General features: G+C 60.5%; 18 protein-coding genes. 1 reads left to right on the top strand and 17 read right to left on the bottom strand.

Going from position 1 to position 20,065, the window contains the following annotated elements; translation table 11 throughout:
• Positions 1–40: 40 nt before the first annotated feature.
• Together adk and ppc are read right to left on the bottom strand one after the other, a co-directional pair.
• Complete coding sequence (gene adk, locus ACZ9H3_RS20605) at positions 41–688, bottom strand: adenylate kinase (RefSeq protein WP_099773690.1); 648 nt, start codon at positions 686–688, stop codon at positions 41–43.
• A gap of 209 nt (positions 689–897) precedes the next feature.
• Positions 898–3,525, bottom strand: coding sequence for a phosphoenolpyruvate carboxylase (gene ppc / locus ACZ9H3_RS20600; RefSeq protein ID WP_476222288.1), 2,628 nt, complete (start codon positions 3,523–3,525; stop codon positions 898–900).
• A 132-nt stretch (positions 3,526–3,657) separates the two neighbouring features.
• Here ppc and ACZ9H3_RS20595 point away from each other — a divergent pair, with 132 nt between their 5' ends.
• Positions 3,658–4,002: a pilin assembly protein gene (locus ACZ9H3_RS20595; RefSeq protein ID WP_099773688.1), complete on the top strand. Its 345-nt coding sequence runs from the start codon at positions 3,658–3,660 to the stop codon at positions 4,000–4,002.
• Between the two features lie 52 nt (positions 4,003–4,054).
• On the opposite strand, the gene ACZ9H3_RS20590 is transcribed toward ACZ9H3_RS20595, so the two are convergent.
• From ACZ9H3_RS20590 to ACZ9H3_RS20520, 15 genes are all read right to left on the bottom strand, one after another.
• Complete coding sequence (locus tag ACZ9H3_RS20590; RefSeq protein WP_330522072.1) at positions 4,055–4,381, bottom strand: PA3694 family proteiin; 327 nt, start codon at positions 4,379–4,381, stop codon at positions 4,055–4,057.
• A 2-nt stretch (positions 4,382–4,383) separates the two neighbouring features.
• Positions 4,384–5,301 (bottom strand): alpha/beta hydrolase, encoded by a 918-nt coding sequence (locus tag ACZ9H3_RS20585; protein ID WP_409276540.1) that lies wholly within the window; start codon positions 5,299–5,301, stop codon positions 4,384–4,386.
• A complete protein-coding gene (locus tag ACZ9H3_RS20580) occupies positions 5,273–6,550 on the bottom strand; it encodes a flavohemoglobin expression-modulating QEGLA motif protein (protein WP_065761725.1) in 1,278 nt (425 codons plus the stop codon). The genes ACZ9H3_RS20585 and ACZ9H3_RS20580 overlap by 29 nt, the downstream gene beginning before the upstream one ends.
• 24 nt (positions 6,551–6,574) lie before the next feature.
• Complete coding sequence (locus ACZ9H3_RS20575; protein WP_102052890.1) at positions 6,575–7,120, bottom strand: hypothetical protein; 546 nt, start codon at positions 7,118–7,120, stop codon at positions 6,575–6,577.
• A gap of 27 nt (positions 7,121–7,147) precedes the next feature.
• Positions 7,148–7,852 (bottom strand): TetR/AcrR family transcriptional regulator, encoded by a 705-nt coding sequence (locus ACZ9H3_RS20570; RefSeq protein WP_065761727.1) that lies wholly within the window; start codon positions 7,850–7,852, stop codon positions 7,148–7,150.
• Positions 7,853–7,954: 102 nt separating this feature from the next.
• Entirely contained in the window at positions 7,955–9,457 is a 1,503-nt protein-coding gene (gene lysS / locus ACZ9H3_RS20565; RefSeq protein WP_330522070.1) for a lysine--tRNA ligase, read from the bottom strand.
• Between the two features lie 74 nt (positions 9,458–9,531).
• Positions 9,532–10,627, bottom strand: a protein-coding gene (gene prfB, locus ACZ9H3_RS20560; RefSeq protein WP_099773686.1) for a peptide chain release factor 2 whose coding sequence is annotated in 2 segments (ribosomal slippage) — positions 9,532–10,554 and positions 10,556–10,627 — 1,095 coding nt in all. Because the reading frame shifts where the segments join, the coding sequence is not laid out codon by codon here.
• A 102-nt stretch (positions 10,628–10,729) separates the two neighbouring features.
• Positions 10,730–11,734: a response regulator gene (locus tag ACZ9H3_RS20555; RefSeq protein ID WP_065759936.1), complete on the bottom strand. Its 1,005-nt coding sequence runs from the start codon at positions 11,732–11,734 to the stop codon at positions 10,730–10,732.
• A gap of 51 nt (positions 11,735–11,785) precedes the next feature.
• The gene (cheB, locus tag ACZ9H3_RS20550; RefSeq protein WP_476222284.1) at positions 11,786–12,796 is read right to left on the bottom strand and encodes a chemotaxis-specific protein-glutamate methyltransferase CheB; all 1,011 of its coding nucleotides are present in this window, start codon (positions 12,794–12,796) and stop codon (positions 11,786–11,788) included.
• Positions 12,793–15,114, bottom strand: coding sequence for a response regulator (locus ACZ9H3_RS20545; protein ID WP_476222282.1), 2,322 nt, complete (start codon positions 15,112–15,114; stop codon positions 12,793–12,795). Before ACZ9H3_RS20545 ends, cheB begins: the two co-directional genes overlap by 4 nt.
• Positions 15,111–15,779 carry a chemotaxis protein CheW gene (locus ACZ9H3_RS20540; protein ID WP_102052894.1) on the bottom strand — a complete coding sequence of 223 codons (669 nt, stop codon included), beginning with the start codon at positions 15,777–15,779 and terminating at the stop codon, positions 15,111–15,113. The genes ACZ9H3_RS20545 and ACZ9H3_RS20540 overlap by 4 nt, the downstream gene beginning before the upstream one ends.
• On the bottom strand, positions 15,776–17,044 hold the full coding sequence (locus ACZ9H3_RS20535) for a CheR family methyltransferase (RefSeq protein WP_476222280.1): 1,269 nt from the start codon (positions 17,042–17,044) through the stop codon (positions 15,776–15,778). Before ACZ9H3_RS20535 ends, ACZ9H3_RS20540 begins: the two co-directional genes overlap by 4 nt.
• Positions 17,041–17,571, bottom strand: coding sequence for a chemotaxis protein CheW (locus tag ACZ9H3_RS20530; protein ID WP_476222278.1), 531 nt, complete (start codon positions 17,569–17,571; stop codon positions 17,041–17,043). The genes ACZ9H3_RS20535 and ACZ9H3_RS20530 overlap by 4 nt, the downstream gene beginning before the upstream one ends.
• Positions 17,572–17,578: 7 nt before the next feature.
• On the bottom strand, positions 17,579–19,201 hold the full coding sequence (locus tag ACZ9H3_RS20525) for a methyl-accepting chemotaxis protein (protein ID WP_476222276.1): 1,623 nt from the start codon (positions 19,199–19,201) through the stop codon (positions 17,579–17,581).
• A 137-nt stretch (positions 19,202–19,338) separates the two neighbouring features.
• Positions 19,339–20,022: a tellurite resistance TerB family protein gene (locus ACZ9H3_RS20520; RefSeq protein WP_065759943.1), complete on the bottom strand. Its 684-nt coding sequence runs from the start codon at positions 20,020–20,022 to the stop codon at positions 19,339–19,341.
• Positions 20,023–20,065: the final 43 nt, after the last annotated feature.

The raw sequence follows: 20,065 nt of genomic DNA, 5'->3' as shown, positions 1-20,065 counted from the left end.
GCCCGCAAGCGGGCCGTTGTTCAAGGGCTGGAGCAATAAATCAGCTCAGCGCTTCCAGCACCTTGGCAGTGATGGCCTCAACAGAGCCAACGCCTTCAATGTGGCTGTACTTCGGCTTGCCATTGGCGGCAGCCAGCTTCTGGTAGAAGTCCACCAGCGGTTTGGTCTGGTCGTGGTAGACCGCCAGGCGGTGACGTACGGTTTCTTCAGTGTCGTCTTTACGCTGAACCAGCGAATCGCCGGTCTCATCGTCCTTGCCTTCAACCTTTGGCGGGTTGTAGATCACGTGGTAGACGCGACCCGAGGCCTCGTGAACACGGCGGCCGGCAATACGCTTGACGATTTCTTCGTCAGCCACAGCGATCTCGACAACGGCATCCAGCTCAACACCGGCAGTTACCAGGGCTTCGGCCTGGGGAATGGTGCGAGGGAAACCGTCGAACAGGAAGCCCTTCGCGCAGTCAGGCTGAGCGATACGGTCCTTGACCAGGTTGATGATCAACTCGTCGGAAACCAGCTTGCCAGCGTCCATGATCGCCTTGGCCTCGAGGCCCAGCGGAGTACCCGCCTTGACGGCGGCACGCAGCATGTCACCGGTGGAGATCTGTGGAATACCAAACTTTTCGGTGATGAACTTTGCCTGAGTACCTTTACCGGCCCCGGGAGCTCCCAGCAGAATTACACGCATCTTGTGCTCCTCAATTTTTATAAGCAAATCAAAGGATTCGCCGCTAGGGCAAAATCCCGGAATTAGGTCATGACCACAATTCGGTCAAAAGGCTGCTCAAGATACACAGCAGCTTTCGGCCACACAAGCGCCCCAAAGTCGGAATAACCTGCTGCCGAAGGCCCTGTCATGCTCTGGTTGCGCCGGGCGCAACCCGGCGCAAGCACGCCTCAACCCGTGTTCCGCAAGCCTGCCGCGATACCTGCCACCGTCACCAGCAATGCCTGCTCCAAAGGGCTGTCCAGAGCGGCATCACGGGTGCGCGAGCGGGCCAGGAGATCCGCCTGGAGCAGATGCAGCGGGTCCAGATAGGTATTGCGCAAACGAATGAACTCCAGGGTATCGGGGCTGTGTGCAAGTAGCACCGGCTGCCCGGTCAGCCCCAGTACAACCTGGCACGCCTGCGACAATAGGTCGCGCAGATGTGCACCCAAAGGTCGCAGTTGCGATTGCACCAGACGCTCATCATAGGAACGCGCAATTTCAACATCGGCCTTGGCCAGGACCATTTCGAGCATGTCGATACGGGTACGGAAGAACGGCCATTGCTCACGCATTTCTGCCAGCAGCCCACCTTGCCCGCGCGCCAGTGCATTGCTCAACGCCGCCTCCCAGCCCAACCAGGCCGGCAGCATGAGCCGCGTCTGGGTCCAACCGAAGATCCACGGAATCGCCCGCAGGCTTTCAATACCGCCCGCACGGCGTTTGGCCGGCCGACTGCCCAACGGCAAGCGGCCCAGTTCCTGTTCTGGCGTGGCCTGACGGAAATACTCAACGAACTCCGGGTTGTCACGCACCACACTGCGGTAAGCCTTCAGACCATCCGCCGCGAGTTGGTCCATCAAGCCGCGCCAGGCCGGTTGGGGGGGTGGCGGTGGCAACAGGGTCGCCTCGAGCACAGCGGCCAGGTACAGGTTGAGGTTCTGCTCCGCGATGTCCGGCAGGCCGAATTTGAAACGGATCATTTCGCCCTGCTCGGTGGTACGGAACCTGCCGGCCACCGAGCCCGGTGGCTGCGACAGGATCGCCGCATGGGCCGGGCCGCCGCCACGCCCCACAGTACCGCCACGACCGTGGAACAGCAGCAACTCGACGTTCTGCCCTCGACAGATCTCCACCAGGGTTTCCTGAGCGCGGTACTGGGCCCAGGCCGCTGCCGTGGTACCGGCGTCCTTGGCCGAATCGGAGTAGCCGATCATCACTTCCTGAGGGCCGTGCAAACCCGCGCGATAGCCCGGCAGGCCCAGCAGACGCTGCATGACCGGCCCGGCATTGTCCAGGTCGGCCAGTGTTTCGAACAACGGCACGACCCGCATCGGACGGGCAACGCCCGCCTCCTTGAGCAGCAACTGTACCGCCAGCACGTCTGAAGCCGCGCCGGCCATGGAGATCACATAAGACCCCAGCGATGCCGCCGGGGCGGCAGCGATTTCACTGCAGGTCGCAAGCACTTCAGCCGTCTCGGCCTGAGGCCGGAAATGCCGTGGCAACAATGGACGACGGTTGTTCAGTTCGGTCTGCAGGAAGGCGATACGCGCCTCTTCATCCCAATCCTCATAGCGCCCCAGCCCCAGATAATCGGTGATTTCACTCAACGCCGAAGCGTGCCGTGCTGCGTCCTGACGCACATCAAGGCGCACCAGGAAGAGGCCAAAGGTCACCGCCCGACGCAAGGTGTCGAGCAGCGGGCCATCAGCGATAACGCCCATGCCGCACTCATGCAACGACTCATAGCAGAGCCGCAACGGCTCAATCAGGTCGTGATTGTCGTGCAAGACCTCGGCGGATGCCGGCTGCGTAACAGCCAGTGACGACTGAGCCCAGCTTCGGGTTGCCCGCAGGCGCTCGCGCAGTTGCTTGAGCAACGCCCGGTAGGGTTCGGCATGCTCACCCACCTTGGCCCGCAGCGCCGGGCTAGCCTGCTGCATGGACAACTCGGCGGCCAGAAAATCGACGTCTCGCAGGAACAGGTCTGCCGCCATCCAGCGGGCCAGCAACAGCACTTCGCGTGTGACCGTGGCGGTGACATTGGGGTTACCGTCACGGTCACCCCCCATCCACGAGGCAAATCGAATCGGCGCAGCTTCTAGCGGCAGGTGCAGGCCCGTGGCCGCGAACAAGGCCTTGTCCGCCTTGCGCAGGTGGTTGGGGATAGCCTGCCAGAGCGAGTTCTCAATGACCGCAAAGCCCCATTTGGCTTCATCGACCGGGGTGGGTCGAGTACGGCGGATCTCTTCGGTATGCCAAGCCTCGGCAATCAACCGCTGCAGGCGCTCGCGGACCTGCGCACGCTCGGCAGGTGTCAGGTCGCGGTGGTCTTGAGCCGCCAACTGCGCGGCGATGGCATCGTACTTGTGAATCAAGGTGCGGCGGGCGACTTCGGTCGGGTGCGCAGTCAGCACCAGTTCGATGCTCAGTTTGCCGAGCTGGCGGGCCAATGCGTCAGGACTATGACCCGCCTTTTTCAGGCGGTCGAGCAATTCGGGAAGCACCCTGGCCTCGAACGGCTCGGGCTGATCCGCGTCGCGGCGGCGGATCAACTGGTACTGTTCGGCGATGTTGGCCAGGTTGAGAAACTGGTTGAACGCTCGGGCCACCGGCAGCAACTCGTCCTCGGACAAGCCGTCGAGGCTGGAGCTCAGTTGCTCGGCACTGCCGCTGCGGTCCGCCTTGGCGCTGCGACGAATGTCCTCGATTTTCTGCAGGAAAGCTTCGCCGTACTGTTCGCGTACGGTGTCCCCCAACAATTCGCCCAACAGATGGACGTCTTCACGCAAGCGCACATCAATACCAGTCATCAGCCTTCATCTCCAACGCGGGCAAACAGCGATGACATCAGAGTGCCGCAGTACCGCCTGTGCTTCAAGGCAGACCAAAGTGCGACCAGTAGCTACGCTGAAAGAAGGCCATCCGTCTTCAACGAGGTCACCATGAAAATCCGCGAACTTGCCCAGAACTGGGAACAGACCGCCACGGGGCGCATGAGCCCTACCGGCTATGTGTTGCACCTGGATGTCGAAGCCGCGGCGCGTCTGGCGGCGCTGGCCGAGATGTACCCCAAGCGTCAACCCGAGGAACTGCTCGGCGAACTGCTCGGCGCCGCGCTCGAAGAGCTGGAGGCAAGCTTCCCTTATGTCCGCGGTCAACAGGTCATCGAAACCGATGAAGAAGGCAATCCGTTGTATGAAGACATCGGGCCAACGCCCCGGTTTCTGGCGTTGTCACGACACTACCTGCAGACCTTAAGCGCGGAAAAAGAGGCGTCCAACGACTGAAACCGGTGGGCGCCGGGCTTGCCAGCGATAGGAACGCCGCTAATTGACGGTATTACTGTACCTGCTGCGGCGTCTCCTGCCCCATGCAGCGCACCGCCTGCTTCTTGCTGTCGACCAGTACGCCGGTCAGGCCCTTCTGCTGGGTGTCGAACAGCACCAACACGCCATCGATGCATTGCGCCACCTGTGGCGCCGGGCTGAGCGAAACCTTGTAGTCTTCACCGGGAACAGTCTTGAGCATGGTGAAGTCGGACAGCAGCAGCGCATCCTCCGGCTTGGCAAAATGCAGGTAGCCGTAATACCAAAGCGCACCGACAGTGCCAATGATGCTGCAGACACCGGTGATGATCAGCGGGATGGCGTTGCGTTCTTCACTCATTACTACTTCTCGTCAGGGTAATTGGGGACTTCGGCCAAACGTCGCAGTCCATTGAAATGTTCAGGGTCTTCCAGAAAGCGCAGCATAACCTTACGCCAAATCGGGTCGTTGAAGGTCTGCACATGCCCACCACGGGTCAATTGCAGCACGCGCGGTGGTGGGGCCGCCTGATACAGACGGATACCATTGACCATGGGTACGGTGGTGTCGTCGATGCTGTGGTAGATCAACTTCGGAACCCCGGACAATTGCCCGACCGAGCGCACCGCGCTGTCGCCATCCGGCACCAGCCATGACAGCGGAACCTGCAAAGGCCAGGTCAACCAGGTCGAACTCAAGGCACTACGCCCGACATCCCGGTAACTGGCCGGCACTCCGTCGAAGACCATGGCCTTGAACCGATGTGATTGCTCAGGGTGTTGCGCCAGGTAATGGATGGCCAGGGCGCCACCCAGGCTTTGCCCCAGCAACACCAGCGGCTTGCCCTGGGCTTCAGGCGCCTGCTGCAGCCAGTCCATCGCCGCGGCAATGTCGTCATAGACTTCAGGCAAACTCGGCGTGCCTTCCGACAAGCCATAGCCCCGGTAGTCGATCATCAACACCTGATAGCCCTGCTCCGGTAGCCACCAACTGCCGCCCAGGTGCAACGCCAGGTTGCCACCGTTGCCATGCAGGTGCAGCACCGTCCCCTTGACCGCTACACCCTCCTTGGCCGGCAACCACCAACCATGCAGGCGCGTACCGTCTGCCGCGGTCAGGGTGAGGTCACGGTACTCAAGCTTGGCCCGCTTCGGTGTGAAGGGCTCGCCCGGCTCAGGGTAAAACAGCAAGGCACTGCAGCCGGCCAGACTCAACAGCACAAGAAGCAGGCACAGCGGCCTGCCAAGGACGTCAGAGAATGTTCGAGTAGTCGGCTTCAATACGGTCCAGGCTCAAGTGATTGAGGAAGTTGGAGAAGCACATCCAGGCCGACAGCGCGTTCAAGTCGCGGAACTGCTCGGGCAGGTACTTGGGCGGCTCCACCAGGCCTTCGTCGACCAATTGGCGCAGAGTCCGCATATCTTCCAGCGTCGTCTTGCCGCAAAACAGCAAAGGAATCTGCTCAAGCTTGCCTTTACGCACGGCCAACTGAATATAGTTGTAAACCATGATAAAGCCCTTGAGGTAGGACAAGTCCTTGGTAAATGGCAACCCATTGGGCACCGAGCCACGAAACACGCGGCTGGCATTGCCATAGCTCTCCTGCATGCCAAACCCTTGAGCGCGAAAGAACTCGAACACCTGGAGGAAATCGGCCCCCTCCTCGACCATGTGAATGGCACGGGTGCGGTTGGTCAGCTTGCGCAGCCGGCTGGGGTACGAGGCGAAAGCAATCACCTCCATGAGGATCGCCAGCCCCTCCTGGGTGACCGTGGAAGAAGGCGGCCCTTTGGACAGGAAGGTACAGATCGGCTGGTTCAGGCCGTTGAGGGTGGTGCCGACATGCACCAGCCCCTCGTGGACCTCCAACGCGCGAACATCGCGGTTGTTGAACATCGCGTCAGCGCGGATCTTGATGTAGTCGGCACCGGCCGCCGCGTCGGCGACGATACCGTCCGACTCGAATACACGGATGGTCTCTTCCGCCTCACCGAACACCTTGTTCAAGCGATGCTGGAGTATCTCCACCGCCTGCTTGGCGGTAAGGTTCTTCGGCTCGTCCTTCAGGTCACCCAGGCAATCGATATTGTTCAGGTAGTCGGAGAGCATCAGGCCCAGATCGGACAGGGTCGGGTCACCGGCATGAAAGGCATCGGATGCGGCGCCGTAGAGCTCCTGGGAGATCAGCCCGAAATCCTCGGTGCCGCGCGCCTCGAGCATGCGCACCACCATGCGGTACTCCTTGCACATGCGTCGCATGATCTGCCCGACCGGGTTGAACTGGCCAAGCTGGCGCGTAATATCACGCTCGATGTTCTGAAACTCAAGCTTCACCGCACTGGAGTCAAAGGACAGTGGTCGACCTTGATAGTACTCACGGTCCACCTTCGGCAACTCTTTGCCCTTGGCCTTGAGGAACCCCTGGCGGATGCTATCGTCCCACTTCACCGCATCGAGCACGCGGATCGGCGTCTGTGCCTGAACAATGCGATCAGACAGGCCGCGTATCGTCTGCTGGTACTCGTCCACACCACACTCCTTGCTTCGAATCGGTTATTTGCCTGCGCGCTGGAACCGCGCGACTTCGATGAACAGATCGGAGTTGGCAGGGTCATCCAGATAGGCGAAAACCTGTTGTGCAGGGCTGTCGATCAAGACACCCTCACCATTATCTTCCGGCACTTCATAGCGTTGACCGCTGAGTGCCTTCTGCTCCAACGCCTGGTTGATCCGTTCAACATCAAGGTTGTAGAGCACTAACTCGTTGTTACCGATCACGTCAAAACCGGCAATCAGGAAGTTCCCGCCGAGCTTTTTCGGCACGCCAGCCGAGAAATACCAGCGGTTACCGTGACGCGAGACCGTGAAGGTGTATTCCTGGCGTGGCTTGCCCTTGGCCGTGGCCACTGCCTTGTAGGCATTGCCCCCCGTGCGACTGATCAGCAGTTTCAAGGGTTCGCCCCAGGCATCCTTGCTGCTCCAGCTACCGAGCAACGCCTTGGGCGCCGGCTGATTCGCCGGAATGGGTTCATTGAAGGTCACCAGACAACCGCCAAGCAGTAAAAACGACAAGGCCAACAGCACACGCCAGGCTTTCATCAGGTTCTCCTTGAAATGGATCGTGCCTTAGACCGCAGCCAATACCAGATGCAGGTATCGCGTAAGAATAGCGAGCATCTGCGCTTCGGCGTGCGGTCGCTCAGCATCGAGCAGGCCCTGATATTCCATCTGCTCGATTATCGCCGTCAACACCAAGGCGTCCTGCTGAGGTTCACGAGAGCCCACGACCTGAAGCATCTGGCCCGCGCCGCGTAGCAAAATCTGCTCGTGCGACTTGACCAGTTCGGCCAATTTCGGACACAGCAGCGCCTCCTGGCGAAAGGCCTGCTCGGCCATCAGGAAGTTGCGGCGGTTATGCAGTTGGCGTTGCACATACTCGCTCATCATCTTCGCCACTTCGTCGGCCAGCCGCGCCCGAGATTGTGGACTGCCGTCGCCCTGAGACAACAACTGACGCAGCACCACTTCGGTGTGCTCCCAGAGCTTGGCCATGTACGCAGCGCTGCGCTCCACGTACTGGGCAAAGCTGTCGATCAGCAGGTCTTCGATATCCTTGAAGTAGTAGGTGGTGGCCGACAAGGGCACCCCTGCCTCGGCGGCTACCGCACGGTGCCGCACACCCCGCACACCATCACGGACAACGATGCGCATCGCCGCGTCGAGAATCTCCTGACGACGCTGCTCACTGCCACGACGGCTCGCCTTGCGCCCCTGGTACTGAACACTTTCCGCCACCGCTGTGGCCACGCCAGCAGCACCTTGTTGAGCCATTGCAGGAGTCACTACAGGTCTACCTCTATGAATTGCTGTCGATTCGATCAACTTATTGCGGGCAAGAAAAAGCCGCCCCGGAAGGCGGCTTGTTCAGTACGCTCAGGCCTGTGGGCGCATGTGCGGGAACAGGATCACGTCACGGATCGACGGCGAGTCAGTCAGCAGCATGACCAGGCGGTCGATACCAATGCCTTCACCGGCGGTAGGCGGCATGCCGTACTCCAGGGCACGTACGAAGTCGGCATCGTAGTGCATGGCTTCGTCGTCACCGGCATCCTTGTCGGCCACCTGCGCCATGAAGCGTTCGGCCTGGTCTTCGGCATCGTTGAGCTCGGAGTAGGCGTTGGCGATTTCACGGCCACCGATGAACAGCTCGAAACGGTCGGTGACGTTCGGGTTCTTGTTGTTGCGACGTGCCAATGGCGACACTTCGAACGGGTATTCGGTGATGAAGGTCGGCTGCTCGAGTTTATGCTCGACCAGTTCTTCGAAAATCATGGTCTGCAGCTTGCCCAGGCCCTCGAAACCTTTGACGTCGGCACCGGCCTTCTTGGCCAGGGCGCGCGCCTTGTCGATGTCCTGCAGGTCGTCAGCGGTGATTTCCGGGTTGTACTTGAGGATCGAATCGAACACAGAGATACGCTGGAACGGCTCGCCGAAATGGAACACCTTGCCCTGATACGGCACATCAGTGCTGCCCAGAACCAGTTGCGCCAGTTCGCGGAACAGTTCTTCGGTGAGGTCCATGTTGTCTTCGTAATCGGCGTACGCCTGGTAGAACTCCAGCATGGTGAACTCAGGGTTGTGACGCGTCGACACACCTTCGTTACGGAAGTTGCGGTTGATCTCGAACACACGCTCGAAACCACCGACCACCAGGCGCTTGAGGTACAGCTCCGGGGCAATACGCAGGAACATTGGCAGGTCCAGCGCGTTGTGGTGGGTTTCAAACGGCTTGGCCGCGGCACCGCCAGGGATGGTCTGCAGCATCGGCGTTTCGACTTCAAGGAAGTCGCGCTTGGCCAGGAAACTGCGGATGTGGCTGATGACCTGCGAACGAACGCGGAACGTCTGGCGGGTGTCTTCGTTGACGATCAGGTCAACGTAGCGCTGACGGTAGCGGGTTTCGGTATCGGTCAGGCCGTGGTGCTTGTCTGGCAGCGGGCGCAGCGACTTGGTCAGCAGGCGCACGTTGGTCATTTCCACGTACAGGTCGCCCTTGCCGGAACGCGCCAGGGTGCCTTCAGCGGCGATGATGTCGCCCAGATCCCAGGTCTTGACCGCAGCCAGGGTTTCTTCCGGCAAGGTCTTGCGGTTGACGTAGACCTGGATACGACCGGTCATGTCCTGAATCACCATGAACGAACCACGGTTGAGCATGATACGGCCGGCAACCTTGACCGGGATCGCTGCAGCTTCCAGCTCTTCCTTGGTCTTGTCGACATACTGTTTCTGCAGGTCGTTGCAGTAGCTGTCACGGCGGAAGTCGTTGGGGAAGGCCTGACCCTGTTCGCGCACAGCGGCAAGTTTTTCCTTGCGCAGGGCGATCAGGTTGTTTTCTTCCTGTTGCAGGTCTTGCGGATCGAGTTGTAGGTCGCTCATGTCTTCACATTTTCCATCACGGGTTCGTTGCCCTCGCCCGTCGGGCGAGGGACTTGTGGCAGGTCTCGGAGGGGTTATAGCCCCTGCTTGAGACTGGCCTCCAGGTATTCGTCGAGATCGCCGTCGAGCACCTTGTCGCAGTCGCTGCGTTCGATGCCGGTACGCAGGTCCTTGATCCGCGATGCATCAAGCACGTAGGAACGGATCTGATGCCCCCAGCCAATATCGGACTTGCTGTCTTCAAGGGCCTGGGAGGCGGCGTTACGCTTCTGCATTTCCTGCTCGTACAACTTGGCCCGCAGCATTTTCATGGCGGTGTCCTTGTTGGCGTGCTGGGAGCGTTCGTTCTGGCAGCTGACCACGGTGTTGGTCGGGACGTGGGTAATCCGCACCGCCGAGTCGGTGGTGTTAACGTGCTGACCACCGGCACCGGACGAACGATAGGTATCGATTCGCAGGTCGGACGGGTTGATATCGATTTCGACCTTGTCATCGATCTCGGGCGAGACGAACACCGCCGAGAACGAGGTATGACGGCGGTTGCCGGAGTCGAACGGGCTCTTGCGCACCAGGCGGTGAACACCGATCTCGGTGCGCAACCAGCCGAAGGCATACTCACCCTTGATATGCAGGGTGGCGCCCTTGATACCGGCCACTTCGCCTTCGGACAGCTCCATGATCGTGGTATCGAAGCCGCGCTTGTCGGCCCAGCGCAAGTACATGCGCAGCAGAATGTTGGCCCAATCCTGAGCCTCGGTACCGCCGGAACCGGCCTGGATGTCCAGGTAGGCGTTGTTCATGTCCATCTCGCCGCTGAACATGCGACGGAATTCGAGCTTCTCGAGCGCGACGCGCAGGCGGTCGAGTTCACTGACGACGTCCTCGACAGCGGCCTCGTCGTCTTCTTCAACGGCCATGTCCAGCAGGTCACGGCAATCGGCCAGGCCACCGGACATTTCGTCCAGGGTCTCGACGATCTGCGCCAGCATGGCGCGCTCACGGCCCAGTTCCTGGGCGTATTCGGGCTTGTTCCAGACGTTCGGGTCTTCAAGCTCGCGGTTGACTTCGATCAGGCGCTCATGCTTTTGATCGTAGTCAAAGATACCCCCGAATAGTCTCGGAGCGCTCGGTCAGGTCCTTGATGGTGTTCAGGATCGGGTTGATTTCCATGGGCGGGCAGCTCTCGTGCGTAATCTGTCAAAAGCCGGAGAGTATAACGCACTCAAATGCCTGCGGCAGCCCGCCCGACGGCCTGCCGCAAGAAAACTCGCCTCAGGCCACCCCGACCTGGTTGCGCCCGCCATTCTTGGCCAGGTACAAGCCTTTGTCCGCCGCCGAAATCAGCTGCCGGCAATGGCTACCAACCGCTGGGATGTGCGTCGCCAGGCCAATACTGACCGTCAGGCTTGAGCCGGCCTCTGGCAGGGTGTGCGCAATCTGCAGCGCTTCCACGGTCTGGCGCAATTTCTCGGCTACCAGGCGGGCGCCGCCCGGAGAGGTGTTGGGCAGCACCAGCGCGAACTCCTCACCGCCATAGCGCGCTGGCAAGTCGCTGGGCCGGCTGCAGGAACTGCGAATGGCCTCGGCGACCTTGCGCAAGGCCTCATCGCCGGCCAAGTGACCAAAGGTATCGTTGAACGCCTTGAAGTAGTCGACATCAATCATCAACAGCGACAATTGTGTCTGCTCGCGGATTGAACGGCGCCATTCCAGCTCAAGGTACTCGTCGAAGTGGCGGCGATTGGACAACCCGGTCAAGCCATCGGAGTGCATCAACCGCTGCAGCACCAGGTTGGTGTCGAGCAACTGTTGCTGGCTGACCCGCAAGGCCCGGTAGGCCTCGTCACGCTGCAGCAGGGTCAGGTACGAGCGCGAGTGGTAACGAATTCGCGCCACCAACTCGATGTTGTCCGGCAACTTGACCAGGTAATCGTTGGCACCGGCAGCAAACGCGGCGCTCTTGACCAGAGGGTCTTCCTTGGTGGAAAGGACGATGATCGGAATGTCCTGGGTGGCCGGATTGCTGCGGTATTCACGTACCAGCGTCAGGCCATCAAGACCGGGCATGATCAAATCCTGGAGGATCACGGTCGGCTTGATACGGATCGCCTGGGCCACTGCCTGATGAGGGTCGGCACAGAAATGAAAATCGATGTTCTCTTCCTGGGCCAGGCCGCGTCGCACCGCTTCACCGATCATGGCCTGATCATCTACCAGCAGAACCATCGCTGAATTCTCATTGGTGCTCGGAAAGCCACTGATCGGTAAATCATTCATGCGCTGTCACCTGGCCTCTGCCGGCCAAACGGCCCGCTTCAATAGATATTGTCATTTTGAAAAAATTTCCAGCAGTCGGGGGGCAATGCGTTCCAGCGAACGAACCTCCACCGCTGCATCAATGGCCGCAGCAGCCTTGGGCATACCGTAAACGGCGCTACTTTGCTGATCCTGGGCGATCGTCAGAAACCCCTGCTGGCGCATCAACTTCAACCCCTGGGCACCATCACGGCCCATACCGGTAAGCAACACACCGACCGCATCACCACGCCAGAACCGTGCCACGCTCTCGAAAAACACATCGATCGAGGGACGATAGATTTCATTCACCGGTTCAGCGGTATAACCAAGGGTGCCATTGCTCAATAACCGAATGTGGTGATTGGTTCCCGCCAGCAACACCTGGCCGGGCTGCGGCGGCTCGCCCTCAAGTGCCAGGCGTACGTTCAAGCCAGAAGCACTCGCCAGCCAGTCGGCCATGCCGGCGGCAAACACCTGATCGACGTGCTGGACCAGAACGATCGCGGCGGAAAAGTTGCGCGGCAGGCCCTTTAGCAACACTTCGAGTGCGGCCGGACCACCCGCCGAAGAGCCAATGGCAACCAGCCTCTGACGCTGCGCCGCATCCCGCAAGTGTGTGTTCAACGGCTGCAGCGCGGCATTGCGCTGGCCGATCAACCAACTGATGTTGAGGATCTTGCGCAACAGCGGGGCCGCGCCCTCTCTGGGGTCACCGCCGCCCAAGGCGGGCGTATCGACCACATCCAGGGCGCCATGCCCCATGGCCTCAAAGACCCGGTGCACATTCTGTTTACGGTCGACCGTGACGATGACGATGGCGCAGGGTGTTTCGGCCATAATCCGCCGGGTAGCCTCAACACCATCCATCACCGGCATGATCAGGTCCATCAGGATCAGGTCCGGGAGCAACTCGGTGCAACGCTGCACCGCCTCGGCACCGTTGCTCGCGACCCAGACCACCTGGTGCGCGGGCTCAAACGCCAAGGCTCGGCGCAAGGCCTCAACCGCCAAGGGCATATCGTTGACAATGGCGACTCTCATCCCTGTGCTCCCCCGATCAGTTCCACCACGGCATCGATCAAGGCATCATCGTGAAAACTGGCCTTCGCCAAATAGTAGTCGGCACCGGCATCAAGTCCACGTCGGCGATCCTCTTCACGGTCCTTATAGGAGACCACCATCACCGGCAGCGACTGCAATCGATTGTCACGACGCAGCAGGGTAACCAGTTCGATACCGTCCATGCGCGGCATGTCGATATCGGTGATGAGCAAATCAAAGTCTTCGCTGCGCAGGGCATTCCAGCCATCCATGCCATCAACCGCTACCGCGACGTCATAACCGCAATTGCTCAGCAGCTTGCGCTGCAGCTCACGCACGGTCAGCGAGTCATCGACCACCAGAATGCGCTTGCGTACGCTGTTGCTGGCAACGCCCCGACCACGCTCAATGCGCTCCAGGCTACCGGTACTGAGCAGCTTTTCAACCGAGCGCAGCAAGTCCTCCACATCAATGATCAGGACCACCGAACCGTCATCCAGCAACGCACCGGCAGAAATATCCTGGACCTTGCCCAAACGGGCGTCGAGCGGCATCACCACCAGCACCCGCTCACCGATCAGGCGCTCGACCGCAACCCCATAGAGTGTCTCGCGCTCACGGATCACCACCACCTTGATGCCTTGCCCATCAGAGGCGCTAGTCGGCCTGTTCAATAGCTGGCTAGCCGCGACCAGGCCGATATGCCGGCCTTCATGCCAGAAGTGCTGACGCCCGTCGATCTGCACGACCGCCTCAGCCGGCAACTCCAGCGTGCGTTCAATATGGGCCAGCGGGAAGGCATAGGCCTCTCCCCCCACCTCAACGACCAGGCTGCGCACCACTGACAAAGTCAGTGGAACTTCAAGGTGGAAACAGCTGCCCTGACCACTGACCTGGGTCAACTCGATTGACCCACGCAGTTGGCGGACCATGTGCTGCACAGCGTCAAGCCCAACACCACGGCCGGAGACTTCAGTCACGGTATCGCGCAAACTGAAACCGGGCAGGAACAGGAAGGTGAGCAGTTCGGACTCACTCATCTGCGCCACGGTTTCCGCAGGGGACAACTGGCGCTCGACAATGGCGTGACGTAAGTGCTCCAGATCAACCCCGGCACCGTCATCGCGCAGTTCCAACACCAACAATCCCGCCTGATGCGAGGCGCGAAGACGAATTCGTCCCTCCAGGGGCTTACCCGCCAATAGCCGCTGCTCAGGCGTTTCAATGCCGTGATCAACGGCGTTGCGCAACAGGTGCGTCAAAGGCGCTTCGAGCCGCTCAAGCACATCGCGGTCGACCTGCGTTTTTTCGCCTTCGATTTCCAGCCGCACCTGCTTGTTCAGCGAGCGACCGAGGTCGCGCACCATGCGGCTCTGTCCCGTCAGGACATCGGCGAAGGGACGCATCCGGCAGGCCAGCGCGGTATCGTAAAGCAGTTGCGCGCGCTGGCTGGCCTGCCAGCCAAACTCGTCAAGGTCGGCGGCCTGTTGCAGAAGGATCTGTTGCGTTTCACCCAACAGACGCTGTGCCAACGCCAGCGCTTCCTGCACTTCAGCGCTCTGACCGCTTGCTTCCAATTGATGCTTCAGGCCATCAAGGGCTCGAATGCTCTGGTTCTGCATGCGCTTGAGCCGCTGCAAGGTGGCCAGGTAAGGCTTGAGCCGCTGCGTCTCGACCAACGACTTGCTCGAGAGGTCCAGCAGGCTGTTCAAACGCTCGGCGGTCACCCGCAACACGCGCTCCGAGCCCTCACTGCTGCGCTTGCCACGGCGCCCGCTGACCGGCACGGCAACAACGGGCTCGTCTGGCGGCGCCAATGGCGCAGGCTCGGGCATCGACAGGTGCTCGGGCGCGCTGGACAGGAGTGCCGGCGGGCTGACAACTGGGGCGCTGGGGATGGGCGGCTCGGGAACGACCGCAGCAGTCGCCGCCGGATCCAGCAGCACCGCCATCTGCACCAGAAACGCCTGGATCGCCGCATCAATCGAAACATCGCCAGGGGTGGCGATGCGCATCAACAGGTCCGTGCCCTGCAGCAGGGCGTCGATATGTTCCGGGCGCAGAAACAACCGCCCCTCCTGCGCACCAACCAGGCAATCTTCCATGACGTGGGCAACGCTGACCCCGGCGTCAACCCCGACAATGCGCGCTGCGCCCTTGAGCGAGTGCGCCGCACGCATACAGGCTTCCAGTTGATCCGCCTGCCGCGGATTGCGCTCCAAGGCCAACAACCCGGCGCTCAGCACCTGGGTCTGCGCTTCGGCCTCAAGGCTGAACAGTTCGAGCAACGACGCATCACGCATTTGCTCTGGGGTCATGACAGGCTCCGGCTCACGGCAGACAGCAATTGTTTTTCATCCAGCACCCGCACCGTGCGCCCACGCCATTGCAAAACAGCCTCGGTAAAGCGCTCTTCGGGCGGGCTGTCCTGAGTCAGCCGGGACAGCTCAAGGGCATGAATGCCCTCTACTTCATCAACTGGTGCCACGACAGAGCCACCTTCGGCGGCCAGAATCAACATCCGTGGTACCACACGCGACACCGTCGAGGTTGACGCGCCCCCCTCAAGCCCAAGCAGGTACCCCAACGACAGGCATGGCACCAGCGCCCCCCGCACATTGGCAACCCCCTGCAGTACCCGGGAACGCTGATGCGGCAAGGAGTGCACCGATTGCAGCGGCGCGACTTCCACCAGGCAGCGCGACGCCAAGGCCAGCCACTCATCGCCTAATCGAAACAACAGCAAGGACCGTGTAGGGCCAATGTTCTGGACACTCTCCGCTTGCTGATGCGCATCCTGAGACAGGGCATAACGGTCAAGCAAAAGGGTTGCCGCAGCCGCATAAACAGCGCAGTTACGACAATGAACATGCTCGACCAACAACGCGCACTGCTTGTCGCCGTGAACACCGATGCGATTCCAGCAGTCGTCGATACTCGGCTGGTCGCTGGCAATCACACTCCATGCCTTGTGCTCGTTCATCGTTCAGACTCCCGTTCCAAGCGTCCCGCTCGCTCCTGCAATCGACGCGCACCGACCAGGTCACCCTGAGAGGCCAACAAGGCGGCCAGATGAACCAGCGCCTCAGGGTGCTGCGGCTCCAGATACAGGGCCTTGCGGTAGTACCGCACAGCGTCAGCACTGTCACCGGCTGTATCGGCAAGCAGCCCCAGCCAATAGAACACCTGGGCGCAAGGCTCATGCTCGCGCAAGTAACGCTCGCACACGGCACGTGCTTGCGCACTGCTGCCGCTATTGGCCAACTGGGCAATCTGTGCCAGCAATTGCACAGCGGTCTCAGTGCTGGCCTGTGGCTGTGGTTGCGGCTTGAGCTGAGGCGCGGTAAATGGCCGTCGCGCAGGTTCCAGCACCGGGCGGGGTACAACCACTGGTGCCGGTTTCAATACCGGCACAGGCTTGCTGACCGGCAGCTCCGCCGGCAGTTCCACCGGCGTCTGACGGACATAGGCAAATGATTGGGGAATACCCAAGGGACGCATACCCAGGCGCGCCAGCAGGCTGCCCTCGGCCGGGCCAATGAACAAGACCCCTTCTTCGTGGGTCAGGCCCTTCAGCACTTCAAAGACCCGTTGCTGAGTGGGCACGTCAAAATAGATCAGCAAATTGCGACAGAAGACGAAATCGTACGTCCCTTCACGCGTGCGCAGCATCGGGTCCAGGACATTACCAACCTGCAAGTTGACCTGTTGCTGCACGCGTTCATCCAGTCGATGCCCCTCGGCACACTCACTGAAATGCGTCTGGCGAAAGTGCTGCTGCTGACCACGAAACGAGTTTCGGCCATACACAGCCTGTTTCGCACGGGCTATAGAGCCGCCACTGATGTCGATACCATCCACACGAAACGCTTGAGCAGGGACGCCAGCATCCAGCAAGGCCATGGCAATCGAGTAGGGCTCTTCGCCGGTCGAACACGGCAGGCTGAGAATACGCAATGGCCTGCTACCCGCGATCACGGCCAGTCGCTTGAGGGCCAGGCTGGCCAACGCCGCGAACGACTCCGGGTAACGAAAGAACCAGGTTTCAGGGACAATGACCGCCTCGATCAGCGCCTGCTGCTCTTGGCTCGACTGCTGCATTTGCAGCCAATAGTCGTCCAGATCACGTGCCGAAACCGCAGCGCAGCGCTGATGCAAGGCGCGCTCGACCATTGGCTCACCCACCGAGGCGACATCCAGGCCAATACGTTCCTGAAGAAAGCGAAAGAAACGTTGCTGGCTGCTCATGTCTGCTGCTCCTGGCCCGCATCGGCTAAGGCCGGAAACAGCAACTGGCGCACCTCATCGCTCAACAGCGCCTGAACCCCAATCCACTGCAGCAGGCCTTGCGCATCTTCGCGCACCGGCCCCAGGTAAGGCGCCTGGCTGTTATCCAGGCCATAGGGGCGAAATTCATCAGGATCACAGCGCAAGGTGTTGCTGGCCTGCTCCAGAATCAGCCCCAGCAACAAATCTGGTCGTTCGGGATCGACACGGTAATGCACCAGTACCAGTCGGGTACTGGTACGCACAGGTGCCGGTTGGCCAAAGCTCAACGCGCCAACATCAATCACCGGCACCAGAGCGCCCCGGTGGGCCAGCACCCCGGCCACCCAATGTGGCGCCTGGGCAATAGGCTTGAGTGGCAAACGTGGCAACACCTCAACCACTTCATGGGTGTCGAGGGCAAAACGCTGATCACCAATGCGAAACAACAGGAAGAGTCTGCCCTTGTTGGTCGCATCCGCGCTGCCGTGTGCCGGGAGGTCGTTCATCGGCGTGTCAGACTTTGAACCGTGAAACGCCGCCACGCAGGCCACTCGCGACCTGGCTCAGCTCGTCGATGGCAAAGCTGGCCTGACGCAGCGACTCCACTGTCTGGCTGCTGGCATCGCCCAACTGAACCAACGCATGATTGATCTGCTCGGCGCCTGTGGCCTGGGCCTGCATGCCTTCATTGACCATCAATACACGCGGTGCAAGGGCTTGAACCTGCTGAATGATCTGGGAGAGCTGCTCGCCGACCTGCTGCACCTCAAACATGCCGCGGCGGACTTCCTCGGAGAACTTGTCCATGCCCATGACCCCTGCCGAAACCGCCGACTGAATCTCCCGCACCATCTGCTCGATATCGTAGGTCGCCACGGCGGTCTGATCGGCCAGACGGCGCACTTCCGTAGCCACCACCGAAAAGCCGCGACCATACTCGCCCGCCTTCTCAGCCTCAATCGCTGCATTGAGCGACAGCAGGTTGGTCTGGTCGGCCACCTTGACGATGGTCACGACCACCTGGTTGATATTGCCGGCCTTCTCATTGAGGATCGACAGTTTGTTGTTCACCAGGTCCGCAGCCCCCATGACCTGAAGCATGGTCTCTTCCATGCGTGCCAGGCCCTGCTGCCCGGAACCGGCCAGGATGGAGGCCTGATCGGCAGCGCTGGTCACCTCGGTCATGGTGCGCACCAGGTCGCGCGAGGTGGCGGCGATTTCCCGCGACGTAGCACCAATTTCAGTGGTCGTCGCTGCAGTTTCAGTCGCCGTAGCTTGCTGCTGCTTGGAGGTGGCGGCAATTTCAGTCACCGAGGTGGTCACCTGCACCGAAGAACGCTGGGCCTGGGATACCAGATTGGTCAACTCGACCATCATGTCGTTGAAACCGGTTTCCACTGCACCGAACTCATCCTTGCGGTGCAGGTCCAGACGCACACTGAGGTCACCACTGCGCAGCCCATCCAAAGCGCGAACAATCAGTTGCATAGGCGTACTGATCGCACGCATCAGCACCAGACCGCAGACGGTGGCTGCCACAATCGCCATCAACAACGAAATGATCATGCTGACCTTGGCGGTAGACACGGCGCTGACGATCGACGACGTCGCATCTTCGGCCATATGACGGCTACGCTCGATCACTGCAGTCAGGTTTTTACGGCCATTCATCCAGGCAGGCGTCAGCTCCTGCTCCAACAGACGCCGTGCCTCTGGGTAGTTTTTGCCGCGATAGGCATCAAGCACTTTGTCGAGGGTAGCCCGGTACGCTTGTTCAAGGCGCGCGAATTCCTCGAAATTGTTTTTTTCCTCAGCGTCCTCAATGGTTGCCTGGTAGCTGGCCATGTGTTGCTTCACGCGCTCGTCGAAGCTTTTGTAGAGCGCCATGTCAGCACTGGTGATTTCACGGTTGTCACTCAACCCAACCAACTGCTGGGTGGTCACGTAGCTATCGACCCAGGCGCCACGAATCATCGAACTGTAGTAGACACCCGGGATGCTGTTGGCACGCACATCCTCCTCACCGGACTCGATCGTCACCAGCCGTGAGTAGGCAGCAACCACCATCAGCGACATGATGGCGATGATCACGGCGAAGCTCGCCAGGATCCGTTGGCGCAATGTCCAATTATTCACAGTCAGCCCTCAAGTGTTCTACGCGAGCGGAAAAATGGGCGGATTATAGCCCGCCACTCGTCGCTTTTGCGGCTGACATAGCGCATTGAACTGGCTGAAAGTCATAAATAGTGGCAATCAGCCCATACTTTTTGACCTCAGGCCTCGCGAACCTGTGCCTCCAGTGCCTGCTTCAATGCCGGGTCGAGCCCCAGTTGCCTGGCCAGTTCATCGAGGTAGGCGCGCTCCATGAAATGCTCTTCATCCACCAGCATGACACTGGCGATGTACATTTCAGCGGCCATTTCCGGCGTACTGGCTGCACGGGCAACATCCGCCGGATCCAGGGGTTTGTTCAGCTCGGCATGCAACCAGTGGCGTAATGCCTGATCCGGCGTCAGTTTGACGAACTCACCTTCGATCAGTGCACGTTCGCGCTCATCGACATGCCCATCGGCCTTGGCTGCCGCCACTAGCGCCTTGAGGATCGCCTGGCTGTGCTGTTCGACCTGTGCAGGAGGCAAGCGATCAAGGGTCTGCGGTTCGCCCTTCGGTGCCGAGGCCTGACTGGCCTGCCAGTTGCCATACGCCTTGTAGGCCAGCACACCCAGGGCGGCCAAACCGCCATAGGTCAAAGCCTTGCCACCATACTTGCGCGCCTTCTTGTTACCCAGCAACAAACCCATGGCTCCGGCAGCCAGCGCGCCGCCTCCGGCGCCCGAGAGCAAGCTGCCAAGCCCGCCGCTCTTGGTTGCCTTTGCGGCAGTCACATTGCCAGCCTGGTTCTGCAACAGGTCCTTGCCGGATTTGAGTAGTTGGTCGAGCAAGCCACGGGTATCCATTCACAACCTCCAAGAGAGGGACGAAAAACTGCCGTCCAGATTA

It is taken from the genome of Pseudomonas sp. TE3910 (assembly GCF_056279025.1).
This window is presented reverse-complemented; position numbering and strand designations above follow the sequence as displayed.

Bases quoted from the DNA above. Each gene is read 5' to 3' on its own strand.
- lysS (WP_330522070.1), bottom strand. From the start codon at position 9,457: ATGAGCGACCTACAACTCGATCCGCAAGACCTGCAACAGGAAGAAAAC.
- ACZ9H3_RS20590 (WP_330522072.1), bottom strand. From the start codon at position 4,381: ATGAGTGAAGAACGCAACGCCATCCCGCTGATCATCACCGGTGTCTGC.
- ACZ9H3_RS20540 (WP_102052894.1), bottom strand. From the start codon at position 15,779: ATGAACGAGCACAAGGCATGGAGTGTGATTGCCAGCGACCAGCCGAGT.
- ACZ9H3_RS20545 (WP_476222282.1), bottom strand. From the start codon at position 15,114: ATGACCCCAGAGCAAATGCGTGATGCGTCGTTGCTCGAACTGTTCAGC.
- ACZ9H3_RS20535 (WP_476222280.1), bottom strand. From the start codon at position 17,044: ATGAGCAGCCAGCAACGTTTCTTTCGCTTTCTTCAGGAACGTATTGGC.
- ACZ9H3_RS20530 (WP_476222278.1), bottom strand. From the start codon at position 17,571: ATGAACGACCTCCCGGCACACGGCAGCGCGGATGCGACCAACAAGGGC.
- adk (WP_099773690.1), bottom strand. From the start codon at position 688: ATGCGTGTAATTCTGCTGGGAGCTCCCGGGGCCGGTAAAGGTACTCAG.
- ACZ9H3_RS20555 (WP_065759936.1), bottom strand. From the start codon at position 11,734: ATGAATGATTTACCGATCAGTGGCTTTCCGAGCACCAATGAGAATTCA.
- cheB (WP_476222284.1), bottom strand. From the start codon at position 12,796: ATGAGAGTCGCCATTGTCAACGATATGCCCTTGGCGGTTGAGGCCTTG.
- ACZ9H3_RS20520 (WP_065759943.1), bottom strand. From the start codon at position 20,022: ATGGATACCCGTGGCTTGCTCGACCAACTACTCAAATCCGGCAAGGAC.
- ACZ9H3_RS20595 (WP_099773688.1), top strand. From the start codon at position 3,658: ATGAAAATCCGCGAACTTGCCCAGAACTGGGAACAGACCGCCACGGGG.
- ACZ9H3_RS20575 (WP_102052890.1), bottom strand. From the start codon at position 7,120: ATGAAAGCCTGGCGTGTGCTGTTGGCCTTGTCGTTTTTACTGCTTGGC.
- ACZ9H3_RS20570 (WP_065761727.1), bottom strand. From the start codon at position 7,852: ATGGCTCAACAAGGTGCTGCTGGCGTGGCCACAGCGGTGGCGGAAAGT.
- ppc (WP_476222288.1), bottom strand. From the start codon at position 3,525: ATGACTGGTATTGATGTGCGCTTGCGTGAAGACGTCCATCTGTTGGGC.